At 56.5% G+C, this 17,827-nt stretch carries 16 protein-coding genes; 3 read left to right on the top strand and 13 right to left on the bottom strand.

The genetic code is table 11. The features are described 5' to 3' along the window. Positions 1 to 44: 44 nt before the first annotated feature. Positions 45 to 893 (top strand): aldo/keto reductase, encoded by an 849-nt coding sequence (locus JJ896_15325; protein ID MBO6781025.1) that lies wholly within the window; start codon positions 45 to 47, stop codon positions 891 to 893. A 53-nt stretch (positions 894 to 946) separates the two neighbouring features. Further along, positions 947 to 2,065, top strand: coding sequence for an NAD-dependent epimerase/dehydratase family protein (locus JJ896_15330; GenBank protein ID MBO6781026.1), 1,119 nt, complete (start codon positions 947 to 949; stop codon positions 2,063 to 2,065). A 5-nt stretch (positions 2,066 to 2,070) separates the two neighbouring features. Here the strand turns inward: JJ896_15330 and JJ896_15335 are convergent, their stop codons facing one another. The 13 genes from JJ896_15335 to pseG all read right to left on the bottom strand — a co-directional run bounded on the left by JJ896_15335 (position 2,071) and on the right by pseG (position 16,627). Then, positions 2,071 to 3,429 (bottom strand): glycosyltransferase, encoded by a 1,359-nt coding sequence (locus JJ896_15335; GenBank protein MBO6781027.1) that lies wholly within the window; start codon positions 3,427 to 3,429, stop codon positions 2,071 to 2,073. A 59-nt stretch (positions 3,430 to 3,488) separates the two neighbouring features. Further along, positions 3,489 to 5,204: an N-acetylneuraminate synthase family protein gene (locus JJ896_15340; protein ID MBO6781028.1), complete on the bottom strand. Its 1,716-nt coding sequence runs from the start codon at positions 5,202 to 5,204 to the stop codon at positions 3,489 to 3,491. After that, a complete protein-coding gene (locus JJ896_15345) occupies positions 5,201 to 5,500 on the bottom strand; it encodes an acyltransferase (GenBank protein MBO6781029.1) in 300 nt (99 codons plus the stop codon). The genes JJ896_15340 and JJ896_15345 overlap by 4 nt, the downstream gene beginning before the upstream one ends. Before the next feature lie 300 nt (positions 5,501 to 5,800). After that, complete coding sequence (locus JJ896_15350; GenBank protein ID MBO6781030.1) at positions 5,801 to 7,147, bottom strand: hypothetical protein; 1,347 nt, start codon at positions 7,145 to 7,147, stop codon at positions 5,801 to 5,803. 230 nt (positions 7,148 to 7,377) lie between these two features. After that, positions 7,378 to 8,469, bottom strand: a complete 1,092-nt coding sequence (locus JJ896_15355) for a glycosyltransferase (GenBank protein MBO6781031.1) — start codon at positions 8,467 to 8,469, stop codon at positions 7,378 to 7,380. Between the two features lie 48 nt (positions 8,470 to 8,517). Next, positions 8,518 to 9,546, bottom strand: a complete 1,029-nt coding sequence (locus JJ896_15360) for a glycosyltransferase family 4 protein (GenBank protein ID MBO6781032.1) — start codon at positions 9,544 to 9,546, stop codon at positions 8,518 to 8,520. A 135-nt stretch (positions 9,547 to 9,681) separates the two neighbouring features. Beyond that, positions 9,682 to 10,830 (bottom strand): DegT/DnrJ/EryC1/StrS family aminotransferase, encoded by a 1,149-nt coding sequence (locus tag JJ896_15365; protein MBO6781033.1) that lies wholly within the window; start codon positions 10,828 to 10,830, stop codon positions 9,682 to 9,684. A gap of 35 nt (positions 10,831 to 10,865) precedes the next feature. Beyond that, positions 10,866 to 11,576: a sugar transferase gene (locus JJ896_15370; protein MBO6781034.1), complete on the bottom strand. Its 711-nt coding sequence runs from the start codon at positions 11,574 to 11,576 to the stop codon at positions 10,866 to 10,868. A gap of 69 nt (positions 11,577 to 11,645) precedes the next feature. Further along, the gene (locus tag JJ896_15375) at positions 11,646 to 12,494 is read right to left on the bottom strand and encodes a sulfotransferase (protein ID MBO6781035.1); all 849 of its coding nucleotides are present in this window, start codon (positions 12,492 to 12,494) and stop codon (positions 11,646 to 11,648) included. Next, positions 12,491 to 13,723, bottom strand: coding sequence for a glycosyltransferase family 4 protein (locus JJ896_15380; protein MBO6781036.1), 1,233 nt, complete (start codon positions 13,721 to 13,723; stop codon positions 12,491 to 12,493). The genes JJ896_15375 and JJ896_15380 overlap by 4 nt, the downstream gene beginning before the upstream one ends. 77 nt (positions 13,724 to 13,800) lie before the next feature. Next, positions 13,801 to 14,805: a pseudaminic acid synthase gene (gene pseI / locus JJ896_15385; protein ID MBO6781037.1), complete on the bottom strand. Its 1,005-nt coding sequence runs from the start codon at positions 14,803 to 14,805 to the stop codon at positions 13,801 to 13,803. A 52-nt stretch (positions 14,806 to 14,857) separates the two neighbouring features. Beyond that, positions 14,858 to 15,511 (bottom strand): hypothetical protein, encoded by a 654-nt coding sequence (locus JJ896_15390; protein ID MBO6781038.1) that lies wholly within the window; start codon positions 15,509 to 15,511, stop codon positions 14,858 to 14,860. Further along, positions 15,512 to 16,627 (bottom strand): UDP-2,4-diacetamido-2,4,6-trideoxy-beta-L-altropyranose hydrolase, encoded by a 1,116-nt coding sequence (gene pseG / locus JJ896_15395; protein ID MBO6781039.1) that lies wholly within the window; start codon positions 16,625 to 16,627, stop codon positions 15,512 to 15,514. It abuts the gene before it with no gap. A gap of 705 nt (positions 16,628 to 17,332) precedes the next feature. Here pseG and JJ896_15400 point away from each other — a divergent pair. Then, positions 17,333 to 17,827 carry an SLBB domain-containing protein gene (locus tag JJ896_15400; protein MBO6781040.1) on the top strand — a complete coding sequence of 165 codons (495 nt, stop codon included), beginning with the start codon at positions 17,333 to 17,335 and terminating at the stop codon, positions 17,825 to 17,827.

Here is a 17,827-nt window from a genome sequence, read left to right on the forward strand (position 1 = left end):
TTTTCGTTCGACTTTGCCGGCTATTTCAGGCCTTTTGGGATACAGTGACCAACCGATTGATATTGGGCACCGCGCAGTTTGGCCTCCCTTATGGAATGGGGTCAGGAAGACAGACCCCACTCCAAACTGTCTCTAGAATTCTCAGGCTCGCTTGGGAATCGGGAGTCACTCAACTCGACACTGCCATTGCCTATGGAACTGCCGAATCCGCCTTGGGGGAGGTTGGCGTAAGGAACTGGGACGTAACCACAAAACTCCCAGAGCTCGACCTTAATCGTCCGCTCGAAGGTCAGGTGTACAGACTGATCGAGGGCTCGTTGCGCCGTGTCCGGTTAGACAAATTTAAGTGCGTACTCCTTCACCGCCCATTGCAGTTGATGAAGCCAAACGGCGAGCAACTGTATAGCGCGTTATTGAAGCTTCGAGACGATGACATTTGCGATTCGGTTGGGGTATCCATTTACAATCCAGTCGAGCTGAACCTCCTCAGCAAGAAATACCCGATAGGTGTCGTTCAAGGCCCGCTTAGCGTCGTGGATCGGAGACTTGCCGACGCAGGCTGGACTGCCAGTTGCTCCACCGAGTTTCAGGCGAGATCAGTTTTCCTCCAGGGACTCTTGCTTCGGGACTCCACGGCGAGACCCCCAAGCTTCGACCGGTGGGCAAAGGAACTACGACCCTTCGATGAATGGGCACGAGGGGTTGGTGCTGGACTCGCAGAGGCCTGCTTAGGGCACGTGTTAAGCTACCCCAATGTATCGAGAGTCGTTGTTGGGATTGAGTCCTTGGAGCAACTCCAGTCTGCGCTCAGGGCAGCCTCAAATCCGAAACGTGCTCCCGAAAACATCGCAATTAGGGATGAGACTTTTCTTGATCCCAGACTTTGGCCGTAGCGGCCAGTGAAACTGCCACGTCGCCAAGACTTCAACCTATACTTCGCACCCAAATGACCCGAATTGGAATCACCGGCGCCAACGGTTTCTTAGGCACACACCTAAGGAATGTGCTCGGCTTGGCTGGAAAGGAATTCGAGTTGGTCGACTTTGATCGAGCATGGTTCGATGCCCCGCGCCAGCTTGACGATTTCGTGAGAGGCGTCGATGCAATCGTCCACCTAGCCGCCCTGAATCGACACCATGACCCCGACGAAATCTTCAATACGAACACTGGAATTACCCGAAGCCTGATCGATTCCTTGCTCCGCACGGGAGAAACTCCCCATGTTCTGATATCCTCCTCAGTCCAGGAATTCCGCCCCGGCCGCTACGGTGACTCAAAGAGAGAGTCACGTCTCATGCTCGCAGATTGGGCGAAGGCTAGCGGAGCTAACTTCACAGGCCTGGTGATCCCAAACCTCTACGGCCCGTTTGGACACCCTCGTTATAATTCCGTTGTCGCGACGTTCTGCAGTCAGGTGTCGCGGGGACAGGAGGTCACGGTCGAGAACGATCCGGAGATCGATTTTCTTTACGTAGGCAGCCTTGCTGAGCGCATCGTGGCCATCCTGCGTGCACGTACGAACGAACCGTTTCTCAGGATCGAGGCCGAGCACAGCGTCCGTATTTCCGAACTGAAGGGGCAAATCGAAGAAATCCGGCACACGTATCAAGAGGGCGGGGCGATGCCACGGTTGAGGAGCCAGTTCGACCGTTGGCTCTTCCTCACCTATCAGTGTTACATGCCACTTGGTGAGTGCTTCCCAAAAGCCCTTTCCTCTCACTCAGATGAGCGAGGCTCGTTTGTTGAGGTGCTCCGGGCCAGAATCGACGGCCAAGTTTCGTTCTCAACCACAAACCCGGGGATCACGCGGGGAAACCACTACCATACCCGAAAGACTGAACGTTTCGCCGTGATAAAGGGAGTCGCTGAAGTGGCCATCCGCCAAATTGGAACAGACCAAAGATTGGTGTTCCGGCTGGATGCGACGACACCATCATTTGTGGACATGCCAATATGGCACACCCACAATATCACCAACGTGGGCGAAGAACCGCTCTACACCGTATTCTGGATCAGCGAGGAATACGACCCCACAGATCCGGACACTTACTTTGAGGTGGTATGATGCCTTCATCGCCCAAGTACGATATCCCCACGATACTGTAGGCTATCGGATGGCGACATTTCTATATAGCCTATGCGTTCACCAAACGGACTACCGGTCTCCAAGATTTCGGCCCAAGTCGCTACGATCGCACCGTTGAAGCGGTAATGCCGTTCGCGTTCAAAAGTCAGTCCCGCCAATCGGCCTGGGTTCATGAGGACGAGGCCCTCTGGACCGTGTCGAAACATTGGATCCGGCTCCTCAAGAACCGAAACTACAGAATCACTCTCGGTTAAGCGTAGCAGGCTTAGCGCCTTTTCGATATGAATCGCTCTCCGCCTGAACGCGTGGAGGCTGAGAAACGAAACAATATCTGGTTTCTGACCTGTAGCCTTGGCGAACGCTTCCGATCCCTCTCTCATGAGTGCGAGTAGGGGCAGGCCCCTACTCGTCGTGGAATCGGACTTCAGCAATCGGTGGTGCGGAGGTACAGTCCCTGAGAGCTCGAGTTCTTGTGAATAGGCGATTACGGCCTCACTGCTACTCGACACTACCACCGCCGTGACCTCAGGTACCCCGCTTGCCTCGGTGATGGCGCGCTCAAGCAGAGAGGCCCCTTCGACCTCCCGAAAAGGAATTCCCTCTTGACCGGGATACGACTCCTTTGCCGGTATGATGGCGACCGAGTTTAAAGGGTAGTCACCTTGAAGCTTTTCTCCCGCAGTGCGCAGGATTGCGGTTCTTGCCTGGAGGAGTCTCGCGTGATCACGACTGAGGGAGGAAGCGTGCTGCCTGTAGTAAAACACCGGCACATTTACGCTGGTCGCGCCCACCCGCTTATACAACTTAAACCAAAGATCCCAACCATCTTGAGCCCTGACATTTTCCAGGTATCCGCCCGCTGCTCTCATCGCCCGAACACGAAACAGGGTGCAGGCTCCATGCGGCGGCAGGTGACCCGACATGTCTTCTGTGCCAAGAGCGGGCCGGCGCTCCATGCCTATAACCGTGCCCCCTTCATCAACGTAGTAGTAGTTGCCATAAACCACACCGGCGTTTGGAAGTGACTCTAGCTTGTTGACCATCACCAACAATGCGCTCTCGTCGAGCCAGTCATCCGCGTCGAGTCTCATCATGTATTTGCCCTTCGCAAGCCTGAGCACTCGATTAGCAACTTTCTGTAGCCCTATCCGGGTTGGGAACGACAGCAGAGTTACACGATCCGGATCACGCAGACACGCCGCTTGAGCCAAAACGGACGTTTGGTCTGACGACCCCTCGTCCACAATGATCAATTCCCAATTCGTGTATAACTGCTTGAATACACTGTCTAAGCACTGCTGCAGGTAGCGCCCATAGTTGTGCGACGGGACATAGACCGTCACGAGGGGTTGGTGCGCCGCCAAGGGGGGTGTAGCCACGGGCTTCTTGTTATCTCTCTAGATCAACCGTTCAGTTCGATGTCTTGCCCGGGATGGAGGGCTTGGTACGCCTCAAGGTTTCTAAGTGCAACGGCGCCGACGAGTCTTTCGGCATCCCTTGCATCGCTGCCGAGGTTAGGCCTGAGCAGAACAATGTCCTGTGAGCGAATCGACTCTCCCTCGGAGATTCGGCGTCTGACGTAGGCGGCTCGCCTAAAGGAGTCTATGTGCCCGCTCTCGATCTCAGATGATTGAGGACGCTTCACGCCGTCGCCTCTCAGGATTTGGGCCCGATTGAGCTTAGACCTGAGGTCCATGACCTCCTGAGGCGTTAGTGACACTTGGTGATCCCTAAACACTTTGCCTTCTCGAGTGTCGGTGAAATGAAACTCAAGCACACTGGCACCCATCCCTGCGGCCTGAAGTAGTGCATCGGATCTGGTGGTGTGATCGGAGTACCCCACTGCTGTTCCGAACGAGCTTCGATATGTCTCCATTACCGCGAGGCCTGCTTCTTCATCTGGAATCGGATACATCGAGGTACATTGAAGCAGGCATAGCATGGCCGGATCGAAGTACGCGTCATCAACAGCACGGATTTGCGCAACGGCATTCCGCACCTCCTCGTGCCCGGCCAGGCCGGTAGAGAGCACGATCGGCTTTCCTCGCTCTGCGAGGAGTCTGAGTAGAGGCCAAGCAGTAAGGTCCCCAGATCCAACTTTGTAGAAGGTCAAGAAGGGATCAATCCACTCCAGCATTCTGGGGCTCCACACAGAGGACGAGTATAGTACTCCCCCACTCCTGCAAATCTCAGCAAGTGCAATGTGCTGATCCCGAGTTAGCTCAAACCGCTTGAAATGCTGATACCTCGCAGGGCTCTCGAGCGGGCTAACTAACGTGTCACCGGAATAGATTTGAAACTTAACACACTCGACGCCGGAAGCAATCGCCAGATGAGCTAGGTCCCTTGCGTAGTCGAAGTCACCCTCGTGATTCCCGCCAATTTCAGCGATCAGCATCGGTTTCTTCCCCAGTCTCCACGGACCGTGGCTCGGACCGGATCTCACAATGAGGGCGAGGTCTCGGGTAGTAATGTTATGCGGCTGAAGCCCCAACCGCTTGACAATTTCCTGCGCCCGCTCCAGATCCTCGGGGTAGTCAATCGCGAATCGATGGCCAGCAAGGTTCGGCCAGTCTGAGTTTTCGAACACATAGCGATTCCCGATTTCGGGATTCTCGTAGAACCAGGATGTGACATGCTCCTGATCGCTGTCAGTCCACCCCAAGCGGAGTTGGCGACGAAAAAAACTGGTTTGCAGAACCTCGACACTCATGCCGTACGGAAACGTTCGGCGGGGGACGTTCGTGACAAGATCAAACTTGCCCGCTTGGGCTATACCGAGCATCGTTCTGACGACCCCGGGGTCGACAAACAGGTTGTCGCCGTTTATCCTGACCGCAAACTTCAGATCAATCGACTCGGCGGCTTCAAGGAATCGCCTTGCAACGTTGTCCCTGCTGCCACGAAAACATGGGATTCCCCGCCAACGGCAGAACTGGGCAACCCGATCGTCCTGGGGCTCTCGGGTGGTGGCGATAACGATCGGAATCGAAGGACCCAATCTTTCAAGCCTGTCAAGAATGACAGCCAAGAGGGGGCGGCCTGCTATCGGTGCCAGAGCCTTGCCGGGGAACCGCGTGGAGCCATACCGGGCAAGTACAACAACCCCTGACTTCATCGTCTCTCTCCAATGACTCGAGCGGGAACTCCACCGACAATTGCGTTGGAGGGGACATCAGACTTCACAACTGACCCACCCGCGACCACGGCTCCCTCCCCTACCGTGACACCTGCTAGAATAATCGCGTGTGCTCCCACCCAGACATCGTTTTTGATTTTGATAGGAGCGGTTGTATTCGGCTGGCGATTCATGTTAATCCCCGGTGCCGTCCCATGGTTGCTGTCAACCAAATAGACAAACGGTGCTATCAGACAGTCTGCTCCAATCTCGATTGTGTGTGATGCATAAATCATCGTATAGAATCCTATAGTGGTTCGAGCCCCTATCCTAATGAGAGCGGATTGGTTACACGGGCAAAGATGGGCGCCCTTCTTCAACACCGTCGCCGGTCCCAGCGAGATTTGCGAAGGATAGCGAAGTAGCGATACGCCTGGGAAAATGACCGAGTCACGCTCGACTTCGACCCCGCGAAGCCTGTGCCGGACGCGGTTCAGCCCGGTCAACCACTTCGGTGGCAGGTGAGCCATCATCTGCCTATTAGGTCCAGCGTGCTCGCGACTGGCTGATTTCATTGGTGGCACCGATTCCCTGATTCACTCCGCCGGAACACCCTCAACCCACCTCTCCTGAGCGCTCAAGCCGCGAGTGAGCACGTTTTCCATGAGGTCACCAATGACCGTGGTTTGTACTTCATCGAAATGCTCGTCACCAAAATTCGCAAAGCGCTGTTGAGTACTTCTGTTCTGATGGCCGGGGATGCAAATCTCCTTCAGACGCGACCTGAAAAAAGCCGCAACTCGCTCAGGCGGCTCAGCTACGGCCTCCATGAGTGAGAGGTAGGAAGTTAGGTCCGACCAATGAGACACATTGGGGCAGCCGTGAAACCACGTGTGACCAAACACAAGGGCCTTGCGACCGAGAAGTGCGGTCTCGACAGCCACATTGCCCGTAATCGTGGCGACGAGCTCGGACTCAGTAATCAGCCGTCGCATATCACCCTCCGAGCCGAGGAAGAAAACGTTGTCCATTGCATTGATTGCGCGATAGAACAGGGGACTTCTGCCTCGGACGCCTTTGTTGGTCCCGAACAGTTGAGAGGGGTGCTCCTTTACGAGGATCGCAACTGAGGCCGGCACGGCCTCGCGCAGGCACGCTAGCGCGACCAGCTGGTCGTGAAAGTTCATTCCGTCGGGGTTCGTCGTTCGTTCCGGTTCGTAGTGCAGCGCGAACAACACGAACCTCTCTGGTATTGGAGCTCTGGTCTTGGAGCTCTTGCAGGCCCGAGAAAGGTTCGCTCTTCTCTTGCGCTTCAAGGCTGCCCTACCCAGGAGTCCGAAACGCGCTGGATTAAGAGGGTTGTATGCCCCCTTAGCTTTCCAATGATGATATGTCTCAGAGGCTACCCGCCGGGGGGCGGAGCGTAAGGCACGCAGAATACGAGACACGAGTCTGGACTGACGCCGTTGTCTCCGCATGTATTCCGGCTCAAAATCGAGCGCCCCCTGACTCCCTAGAATCCGACTCAAAAAGACCTCTAGTTCGTCGCTCAATCTAGAGAAGACATCCTCTGGCCCCCTTGACTGAGGCCGATATATGAGCCCCGAATTCATTTCCTGAAGAAAGAGCACAGGTATAGGCGTCCAGGTGTGGAACCGGTATACGGGGATCTCCAAGTAGCGACAAATCTCATACGCTAAGTATTGCGCGTGTGAATGCGGGGCTTCAGCCATAACCAGCGCCTCCGGGGACTGTGACCGGATCCAGGAAGAAAGGTTGATCGCGAGGACGTTGAACTGAACCTCACGGTCAAGACGGCCGAAGAGGCCGGTTTCGTCTAGTCGGTCCATCATCTTCAGACACCTGTCTTTGGCTCTCAGGTAGTGCGGCGAAGTCAGGAAACCCTGATCGGGGTCCGGGACCGGGCTGTTTGTCAACTCCATCGGGCGATGGACGACGTGCAGCATCCGAGCGACCGCGTCGCGGCCGAAGAATTCGCAGGCCGAGTGATAATGTCGGTCGTCGCCAATCCACACTACTGGACGCGCGATCCCGCGTTCGTACAGCGTTTTCGCCACCCGCAGCCAGTGCTCGGATCCCGTCATGAAAAAAGCGTAGCGCCTCAAGTCACAGTCCCCCGACCCGAAAGCGGAACTCTGGGTTCACACAGGTCCTAGTCAATTAACGTTATGAACTGATCAGCCATCGAAGCCGCGGAGAACGAGCCGCGGACGAACCGCCGCCCCGCATCGCCGATGCGCACTCTGTCGCGCCGTGACGCCCCGAGTATGTTACCAATTGCCGTCGCCAGAGCTTCTCGATCCCCGGAAGGAAAAGTGGATCCGAATCGATCGTCTGGCACGATAATGGAATTGTCGCCCACGTCCGAGCAAACAACAGGTGCCCCACATGACATTGCCTCCAAGAGTACGTTCGGAAATCCTTCCCAAAGAGAAGGAAGCACGACCACGTCCGCCGCGGAGTATAGGGTCGGCATGTCGCTCCTCGGTCCGAGAAACAAGAATTTCTCCTCTGCTCCCGCCCGTTTAATCACCGCCTTTAGAGACGTCACGATCGCATCGTCAAGCAGATTGCCCGCGAATCCCACCTTCCAAGCCCACCGCCCTGGTGGGAGTTCAAGACAGGCATCAACAAGCAATCGGTGATTCTTTTGTCGTTGAATCCGACCAGGGAGCAACACGAACAGTTCTGACTGCGCAATGCCGAGGTCGGCGCGCAATTGGTCAATCGCGCCTTGGTCCGCACGCTGAAAGTGCACTGAGTCCAAACCGTTTCTGATAAGCTTGACTCTTGACTCCGGAACGCCGCCTGAGACCAGTTGAGTTGCCGACTGCCGGGAGTTCACGACGACGTAGTCCGAGAGGCGCCAGAGCAGGCGCTCCAGACGCATTTCCGCCGACTCGGGGAAGTAGTTCGAGTTCCTCACCGACGTTATCACTATTGGCACTCTGGCTAGTCGTCCGACCAAACGCGCGTAAAAGCATGGGGTCGATAAGAACGCGATCACCGCCCTTGGTTGCAGCAAGCGAAACAGCTTAAACAGCCCAACCATATATCCCAGCCCCAGCTTACCTCTGCGACGGACGAACCTCAAGGCAACTCTTCGTGAGAGCGTTGCCGACAACTGGTCCCCCGGGGAGTAAGTCACTAAGGTGACCTCAAACCCGCGGTCGGCCAGCTCGTTGGCAAGCATCACAATTTGCCTCTGAGCGCCTCCGGCCAAGAGAGAATCGATGGCTAGCACCAATCGAGTAGGTATCGGTCGCCAATTTCGAAACATGCGGGACTGCAGTCAGCGAGTACTCGGCCTAGAGACCTGGTTAACCAGGTCGATGAGAGCGCGCGCCGCTGCTTCCAGACCAAAGAGAGACCGGGCCGTCTGGCGAGCGGCACATGACAGTCGAGCCCTTTGTTGGGGATTGTCAACCAGTGAGTCAATTGCGGCCGCAAGTGCTCTCGGGTTTCGCGCTTCGGCAATCAATCCGTTCTCACCATTCTGGATCACGTCTGGCACGTTCCCCACGGGGGTGACAACGACCGGCAGCCCAGAAGCCATGGCCTCGATCATCGAGTTCGGCAGCCCTTCAACCCAAGACGGCAGCACAAACACATCTGCCCACGCGTACTCATCGAGGAGTTCTTCGGCGCTCTTCCAGCCCGCCAGCACCACCTCTCCACCCAAGCCGAGTTTCTCGATCAATTTGGTAAGCTCTCTGCGAGCATCTCCATCACCAACCAACCGAGTGACTACGGGATAATCGGCCTCTCTCGTCGCCAACGCGTTAACGAGGTCAAATACTCCCTTCTCCCGCTTGAGCCACCCGACGAACAGCAGCCGCACAGGCCCTGTTTCCGAGGAGTTATATGCGATCGAGAGGTGCTTCGGCGTGGCAGACCAATTCCGTACGATGGGCGCATCTCCTTGCAGACGCCCGACACCGTGGACCATCAATCGCTGCCAGGATTCGCCCTGACAAAGCACCTTTGTTGGTATCTTCAACGCGACTCGAACCCAGAACGAAAGAGCCGCACGCTCGCGGTAGCGCCTCAGGATTCCACCGCCACGGGGAAATAGCAGCACGGGTCGTCGCAGCATACGTGCCATGAACGACATGAGGCTTTTCTCCGCAAGACTGGGACCGGAACCACAGAAAATCAGCACCGTGTCGGGTCGGTGCAGGAACAGTTTGACGATAAACTCGACGATTCGGCGCGACGCATCGAGTGCTCTACGAGTCACCCCGGGTGGAGGAACCGAGCGCTGCGTGCTGTCCAGGAGAACGAGCTCGAGATCCTTCTCGAGCGACGATTGCAAGAGCAAGCGGCAACTAGTGAGCACCCCTCCATGGACCCCCTCGGCGGATTCACCGGGGAAGGCACCCACAAACAAGAGCCTCAGGCGCCTACGGTTGTCCATATCTCGGACATGGCGGGTTTTGCCCGGAGTCCATCAGTCTCAGACTCCCCTGTTGGCCTTCGCTTGCACTAGCTCTAGGACCGCTGCAATGACTCGGTCTTGATTCCCTTCTGTCATGCTAGAACCGGACGGCAAGCATACACCAGCTCGAAATAGGGTCTCCGAAACAATTCCTCCAACCTTTGGAGCGTCCTTCAGGTAAGGCTGCAGGTGCATGGGTTTCCAAAGCGGCCGGGCCTCGATGTTGCGGTCCGCAAGAGCCGTGATTATTTCGGCACTCGTCGCGCCGCAGGCGTCGGAGTCTACAGTCATGCATGACAGCCATCGAGTTGAGCGCCCCCAAGTTGCCTCTGTTTGAAGGTCCAAGCCGGGGATGGTACTAAACGCGCTCTTGTAACGGTCGAACACGCGTTGCCTGGCCCGAACCCGGGAGTCAAGCACTGTGAGCTGACCTCGACCGATTCCCGCCAACACATTCGACAGCCTGTAATTGTAACCCAGCTCCTTGTGCTCATAATGCGGGGCGGGCTCGCGGGATTGAGTGGCGACCTTCTTAACGTGTCTGGCAAGGTGCTCGTCCTCCGTAACAAGCATTCCTCCTCCCGAAGTCGTAATAATCTTGTTGCCATTAAACGAATAGACCCCTGCAGACCCGAATACTCCTGGACTTCGGCCCTTGTATGTGGCGCCGAGGGCTTCAGCGGCATCCTCAATCAGAGCGACACCATATCGGTCGCAGAGTTGGCATATTGGATCCAAGTCTGCTGCCTGGCCATAGAGGTGGACAGCGACAAGCGCCTTCGGGAGCCGTCCTCGTCGCGCCCTCATCCTAAGTGCATCCTCGACCAAGTTCGGATCGAGGTTCCACGACTCGTATTCGCTGTCGATCAGCACGGGCACGCCGCGCTCGTACAGAATCGGATTCACGCTGGCACAGAATGTCAACGTCGAGACCAATACCTCATCCCCGACGCCGACTCCAACTTCCCGCAATGCTAAGTGCAGTGCAGCGGTACCAGACGAAAGTGCCACCGCGAAAGTCGCACCGACTCGATCGGCGAACTCATTTTCAAATGCGTCAACGTGCGGTCCGACAGGTGCGATCCAGTTCGTCTCGAACGCCTCGAGGACGTGACTCAGTTCCCTCTGCCCCATGTGTGGCGGAGAGAGTAAAATCCTCTCAGGCATATAAAGCGCGGTTCATTGCGTTCGAACGGAAGTATTCAGCTAAATGGAGAAGATTCAGCCCACAGGGCCGCCACCCAGAATGGCGCGCCAGTGCTCGAGACCCACTTCGACGTCGACAGCACTCGCCTGACAAATTTCGAAGGCATCAGTGTAAGCGCTATCCAAAAGAGGTCTCCTGCGAATGTAATGCTTTCGGCGTACAGACGGGCTAGGCGGACCTTCTCTGGGAAGATCACAGAGTCGTTATACCCTATCGGGTCGGCTTGTTGAGAAAGCAGAAGTTCCTCGTTCCTGAATACCACAGCACCGGGACCCGTAATCCCCGGGCGCAGCTGGGTCAGTCGGTCCGAGTCAGGCAGTTCATCCCAGTATCCCGGAACGTCTGGGCGATGGCCAACGAGGGACATGGACCCGTTCAAGACATTGAGCAACTGAGGGAGCTCGTCAAGCTTCGAACGACGCAGGAGGCGTCCCCAAGGAGTAATCCGCGAGTCGGCCCGTGTTGTAATTGTCACCGTCGAGACAGGGTCGACTCTCATGGTGCGGAGCTTTATCACCCAGAATCTAGATTTGCACTTTCCGACCCGCTCTTGCCGGAACAGCACAGGCCGCCCCTGAACTCCAAGCGATATCGCGGCGACAACAACTAAAATTGGCACCAGTACCACTAGTGCTGCCAGGGAGGATGCTAGGTCGAAAAGCCGTTTTCCGCGCCGCTGATAAAAAGAGGTGGGGGCGCTTTTCACGCGGGGTCGACCACTGGCGTACTTCGGGGAGCGGACACGGGAGCTCTTCGACAACCCGGAGTTCGCCGTCTAGACAATGGACTTGATGTGCCTGACATCTTCAGATGACAACTCTGACTTCCACCGTCCAACACTGCTAGTGGAGACAGTTGTCGCGATTTCTTCAAGTCGACGCTGTGACACCGACTCGCCCAAGAACTCCGTTATGATACCCAGCCATCGCACCGGGTCGACCACGAAGTCCTCGTACTGAACAGTGACACTTCTTCCGGAATCTAGCAAAGCAAGGTCTCGCCTCGCTGCCTGAACGCAGGCCCTCCACTGGAGCGCACAAACGGCGGCCAATGGTTGTTCTTCCAGCGCTAGGTCCATTCCCGGGAATCTCGGGCCCCATGAACTAAGCCGAGACTTGCCGCCAAAGACCTTGCTACATCTGTTCATGAGGTATCTGGATCCGTAGTACGGAACATCGGCCGCCGGGACAAACCGAGCCTTTCTCGCTAGGTATCTCCAGTCGACCGGAGCACTCCAGCGCTTGAGCGCAGAGTTCACCACATCCATACCATTGCGTTCGATGCAGACGAACCTAGCGTTAGGAAGTACCTCATCGACAAAAGGAACTCTCAGGCTGTTCGCGCACGTTTTTTCGACCACTGCGAACCAATTGGCTTGCTGTCGCAATTGCTCAAACCGTCCAACTATGTACTTCTTTACTTCCGGCCGAGCGTGATGTCTGCGGAGTTCATCGGTCGGGTGCGATGCATTTCCATGGCGCCAAATGTAGTTGATTTCATCGCAGGGCCAAGTGCCTACATTTGATGCGGCTCGCGTGACAGCATCCCGAAGCATGTTCGTACCTGACCTGCCAGCCCCGATAATGACGACAGGGTTTGGGGTCGTTCGTTGCCGCTTGGTCATGCGTGTGCCATTTCCAGGAGTGCGTGTTCTATCGATTTTGCTTGATGGTCTAGCGTGTAGTGATCCAGGTACGCCTTACGAGCCCGGCTTCCAAACAAACCACGCTCCCGGGGGCTTAGGCTCGCAAATCGTTGAATTTCCGCGGCCATGGATACGGAGTCTTCCGGCGGGCACGAAAATCCGCATTCGTGACTCAGAACGACCTGCGCCGCGGCACCTTGAAACGCGCAGACGCTTGGTTTACCGCACGCCATGTAGGCTATGACTTTCGACGGCATCTGCAAGCGAAAAATCGGACGATCTATTAGATGTACAACCATAAGGTCTGCGAGTGCGATGAAGTGGCGAATTTGGTCCATAGGTTGCCGGTCGATGAAGACGACGTTGTCCAATCCAGCTTCCGATGCAAGCCCCACCAGCCTCTCGCGTTCGGTCCCGTCACCGACAAGAACGAACTGAACGTTGGCGTTGCCCCGAAGTACAGCCCCCGCCCTTAGAACGGTGTCGAGGCCTTGGGCGGAACCCATATTGCCAGCATACATCGCAACGAATTTGTCATGTTCGATCCCGTGCTTTCTAGCAAGCTGAAGGTCGGGTTGCTCCGGACGAAACAGCCCCTCGTCCGCCCATTCTATAACAACTCTAGTTTTGTCTCGGGGAATTCCGCCTTTGAGTGTCAACGATTCAAACCCGGGAGAGTCCAGACAAACCAAATCCGCCGCTCGAAGGAGTGTCTTCTCACCAGCTGCCACCCAATCGCACAGTAGGTTATCAAACCCGAGAGCACGCAAGTTCTCTGCCCAGATGTCGGTTATCCAGAACGCGAGAGGCGCGTTAGTCAAAAAGCGGATGAGGAATGCCGGCAAACCAAGCGTTGTCGGCGCCAGATAACAGAAGAGGGCGTCGGGACGGAAGCGCAAGGCGAAAAACGTTCCGAGAAACGTAACCGACATGGCAAAGGAGAGATAATTTGCCAAGCGACCAACGGGGGAATGACCGTGGTAGGGAAACAAGGGAAGGCGTACGATCTCCGCGCCCAAATGCGACTCCTTTGAGACAGGGCGAAGTCGATACCCGGGGTAAAACCTCCCTCTTGGATGATTCGGGATTCCGGTGATAACCATCACCTCGTGTCCCGATGATGCGAGCTTCCCGGCGAGTGCGGCGATATTGTTGGGGGCTGTCCGCTGCTCAGGCCAAAAAAACTGGGAAACGATCAGGATTTTCATAAGTGGCCTGTTTGGCTCGAGCAATGCGCATCATTCTGAGCCTACCATTGACCAGCCCGCAGACTAGTCGTCGCTTCTCATTTTTCGAGAAGGTCCCAAGTCAACGCGGTGCCACGGGACGCATCCTTTGCCAGAGGCAGGCCTGAGATAACTCTAAGGTACTTTGGTGCAAGGCCGTGACCGGGCCTTACGATCCTCACGTTGTGTGGCCCAAGGGTCTCACCGCTTTTTACATCCTGAGACAAGTATAGCGAACGGCGGAAGACACGACTACCCTGCTCGGACTCAGTTGGGCCGTATGTCGGAGATCCCAAGGATCGCCAGGCCCGAGCAGTCTCAAGAACGAGAGCCTGCAATTCCCTGGGCTCCAGTGAAAAGGCTGAGTCTACTCCACCATCCGACCTTTTTAGAGTGAAGTGCTTCTCGATGACAGTCGCACCATGTGCCACCGCGGCAACCGGTACTCCGATGCCAGGTGTGTGATCAGAAAGCCCAACCTGACAGTCGAACATATCTGCGAGGTGGGGAATGGTAGTTACGTTACTATTCGACGCATCTGCGGGGTAGGCGCTCGTACATTTCAACAATATCAGATCTTTGCAGCCGGCTGCCCGAAGAGCTCTGACGGATTCGTCCAGTTCAGCGAGCGTAGCCATGCCCGTTGACATTATCACCGGCTTCCCCGTCGACGCTACAGCCTCCAAGAGCGGCAAGTGATTGCTCTCAAATGAAGCTATCTTGTAGGCAGGAGAGCCGAGATCCTCAAGGAAATTTACGGCAGCAAGATCGAACGGTGTGCTAAAACACAGCATCCCGAGCTCTGCGCTTCTAGCGAATATTTGGGGATGCCAATCCCAGGGCGTTTGTGCCTCCTGGTACAGCTCATAGAGGCTCCTTCCTTGCCAAGGATTATCCGCATCATCCAAAAAAAAGTCGCCGTCAGCCACATCTAGAGTAAGACTGTCTGGGGTGTAGGTCTGCAACTTCAGAGCGTGCGCCCCAGCTACCGCGGCTGCCTCGACGAGCAGTAAGGCACGCTCCAAGGAACCGTTGTGATTACCCGACATCTCGGCTATGATCAACGGCTCTTCTGTCGGCCCTACGCGGCGGCCTCCAATACGGATTGCGCTCGCCTTACCCATCCACACTACCCTCCTTCCTAATTTCGAGAATGTATTTGTGACCGTTCAGGTAAAAGAAAGCCGGGTATCGTTCGTTGTCGACGATGCGCAGCAAATTGAACTGTTCTGCCAGGGACTTTCTTGGATCTAACTGACTGTCAACCGGCCGTCGCCTTCCATAGAAGGTCGGCTCTCCCGTTTGTGCCTGCCCCGCTGCCACCAAGCTGGCATGGTTTTCGAGAAACTCCTGACAAAGTCGGCAAACCGTTGAGCCCAACAGCTCTCGGAGTTCCGGGAGGAGTTCATGACCTTCCAACTGGATGGCATCCTGCAGGTAAATTCTGCCGCTATCTAGTTCTTCCTCTGCTTCAAATAGTGTCACCGGTATAGTGTTGACGCCTTCTAGCACCTGCCAAGTCATTGGGGACATGCCTCGCCCTTGCGGTAGTGCGCTTGCGTGGACAACCAAATTGTGCTTGTGCTTGGCAAGGGTAGGCCCGTCGATGATCTCCAGGCAGCTGAGGACGAAGCAAAAGTCTCCGTCCTCGATCTGGGATGCCTTGTGTAGCCATCGGACTTCGTTGTCAGATTGCCACGAGCGGACCAAGGACGGAATCCACTTGTTCATCCAAGTGGAGGGACTCGAGACGATCGTGATTCGCGCCATCTAGGAGACCTTTGACTGGATAAAGCTTAGCATTTCCCGAGCAACCCGCGCGGTTCCTTGGCCGTCTACAAGGCTCGCTCCGGCTCTCACGGCGCCTGCCTCCAATACTGGCCCCGAGAGCGCATCGGCCAGAGCCGCCCGAATTTTCGAGTCTTGAACCGATTTGGACGCACCGAGATATTTGATGTATCCGTCCCGAGCAAGGTGCTGACAAAACCTGACCTGATTGTCCGCAACGCTTATTACCAAGGAAGGTAGGCTCACGCATAACCGCTCCCAGGTTGTGGAACCGCCTGCGCCTATGGCAAAGTCTGCTCGAGCCATGAGTTCTGCCATCTTTGGAGTCTGTACAAAAAGCGCCAGGCGGGCAGACTGAATCACCAACTCCTCTACGAGGGGGATGTGAGGGTTGTTCTGACCTACGACCACGTCGATCTCTAAACTGCTAAACATCGGCTTCGACAGAATTCTTAGGCAGCGGGACGTGAGGTTCTCGACGTCAGATCCTCCAAACGACACTAGGAGCCGGCTTCTCCCACGACGTTTCTCGTTTGCGTTGCCTCTGTGTCGACGAAACTCGGGCCTGAGAAGTGCATAGGCGGGCCCAACCAAGAGATCGCACCGGGACGGCGTAAGCCGCTTGTAAGGGTGCCGTCCTTTCGACCAGTAGTTCTGATCCAAGAGCAGATCACAGCCATAACTGCGGTCTGCGAGGTCGTCAATCGTCATCACCGGGAAGTGTCGAGCAACGGCAGTCTCCCATTCATGCGCGACACCGTAGTGGTCAACTAGCACTAGGTTCGGTCCCGTCTCGCGCGCAACCGCAACTGTGTCAACGGCATCCTCAACCTGGGAGGCTCCAAGCCAATTGCTGTAGGCCGCCCTAGGCGTGGATGGCTCCCGCCTCAACTCGCCTCGGGCCGGAGGCAACCGATCCAGGGCAAACCCCGCCTTCTCTACGAGGTGTCCTAGGTGTCCTGGATGAAGGCGAGAAACGAATCGAACAACGACGTCCAATTCGCGCAGTCCCTCAGCGAGGGCCAAACAGCGCTGGATGTGCCCAGAACCGATGACGGAAGAGGAATCTACCCTGATAAGGACCTGTTTCGACCCCAAGACCTTTCGCTTCTGTGGCGGATGCTAGCGTCGTTCGGATGCGTCCGAACATAGCCACGAGCGCGATGATGTGCCGCAACCAAGGTCACGCCGCGAGGTGTCTCAGTCTGCGACCGGCCTCGCGTTCGCGACCCACCAGATCTTCCGGAATTGAATCCGACATCCGCGGCGAAATTCCAGCCGCTACCCGGGAAATAGGTACCGATCCATATAAAGAAACAGCAGCGTACTAGCCGTGCTAATCCACAACAGGAAAAACACAACCAGCATCGCCAGTTTCATCGCCTCACCCTTCGGTGTCCTCACCGAACGAGGCATCGACTGCGCTACCGGAACGGCTCGCGCAAACCCATCACCGCTCACCTGCGGCATCTGACCAAGATTCGGACTCACGACAGGCTCCGCCAAAAACGCATCGCTTCGGGAGCCTTGCCCATCTCCGGAGGGCGCAACAGGCCAAAGAACCTGGCTGGGGGCGCCGTCGGACGTCATCTGTGAAAACTGCACCGGGGCATGATCTCTCCGAGCGGTTGGTATCGTTCCTCGCATGGGCGTGGGGTGCGGGGGGCGGGCCGGTGCAACAGTGACTTACAGAAAGAGGGTACGCGGCAAAGCAGAGAATTCGTGTAGACACCGAAGCGGTTTTTCGTTTTTGTCGATGGGCTCCCGGCCGATACACGAAGGGCACAGCTACCCCATGCCCTCATGCGCACTCTCCTGGCCCTTTTCGCCGCTGTTCTCCTCGCCTCGCCTGTCCAGGCCCAACTCGAAGACTGGGAATTCTCCCGTCGCAACACGGCCGCGTACTACAACTATGCTGAGCAGGGTGATGTCACCGTGCACGCCTCAGTTTGGGGCGCCGTGCGCTACCCGGGCCTCTACGAGGTTCCTGTCGGCACGGCAATGTCCGAGCTTCTTTCGATCGCCGGCGGCCCCAGTGTCGGAGAGCGTGTTCGACGCGCCAAACGCACGGTGACCATCAAGCTCTACCGGGACTCCGGCGCCGGCCGCCAGGTCATCTACGAGCAGAAGGCCAAGAACACGGTGGATGCCGGAGGCCGCGACATTCAGATCATGGAGGGCGATGTGCTCGCGATTGAATCTGTGGTCAAGCAGGGGCTGTCCTGGCGCGACATGTTCAGCGTGATCGCCGCCTTTGCCAGCGTCGCCCTGGCCATCGAGCGCATCACCGGATCATAG

The sequence above is a fragment of the Rhodothermales bacterium genome (assembly GCA_017643395.1).
Classification (GTDB): Bacteria; Bacteroidota; Rhodothermia; order Rhodothermales; family UBA10348; genus JABDJZ01.

Excerpts from the sequence above, each read along its gene's own strand:
- JJ896_15330 (MBO6781026.1), top strand. The coding sequence starts at position 947 with ATGACCCGAATTGGAATCACCGGCGCCAACGGTTTCTTAGGCACACAC.
- JJ896_15340 (MBO6781028.1), bottom strand. The coding sequence starts at position 5,204 with ATGAAGTCAGGGGTTGTTGTACTTGCCCGGTATGGCTCCACGCGGTTC.
- JJ896_15345 (MBO6781029.1), bottom strand. The coding sequence starts at position 5,500 with ATGATTTATGCATCACACACAATCGAGATTGGAGCAGACTGTCTGATA.
- JJ896_15350 (MBO6781030.1), bottom strand. The coding sequence starts at position 7,147 with ATGGAGTTGACAAACAGCCCGGTCCCGGACCCCGATCAGGGTTTCCTG.
- JJ896_15365 (MBO6781033.1), bottom strand. The coding sequence starts at position 10,830 with ATGCCTGAGAGGATTTTACTCTCTCCGCCACACATGGGGCAGAGGGAA.
- JJ896_15375 (MBO6781035.1), bottom strand. The coding sequence starts at position 12,494 with ATGACCAAGCGGCAACGAACGACCCCAAACCCTGTCGTCATTATCGGG.
- JJ896_15380 (MBO6781036.1), bottom strand. The coding sequence starts at position 13,723 with ATGAAAATCCTGATCGTTTCCCAGTTTTTTTGGCCTGAGCAGCGGACA.
- JJ896_15390 (MBO6781038.1), bottom strand. The coding sequence starts at position 15,511 with ATGGCGCGAATCACGATCGTCTCGAGTCCCTCCACTTGGATGAACAAG.
- JJ896_15400 (MBO6781040.1), top strand. The coding sequence starts at position 17,333 with ATGCGCACTCTCCTGGCCCTTTTCGCCGCTGTTCTCCTCGCCTCGCCT.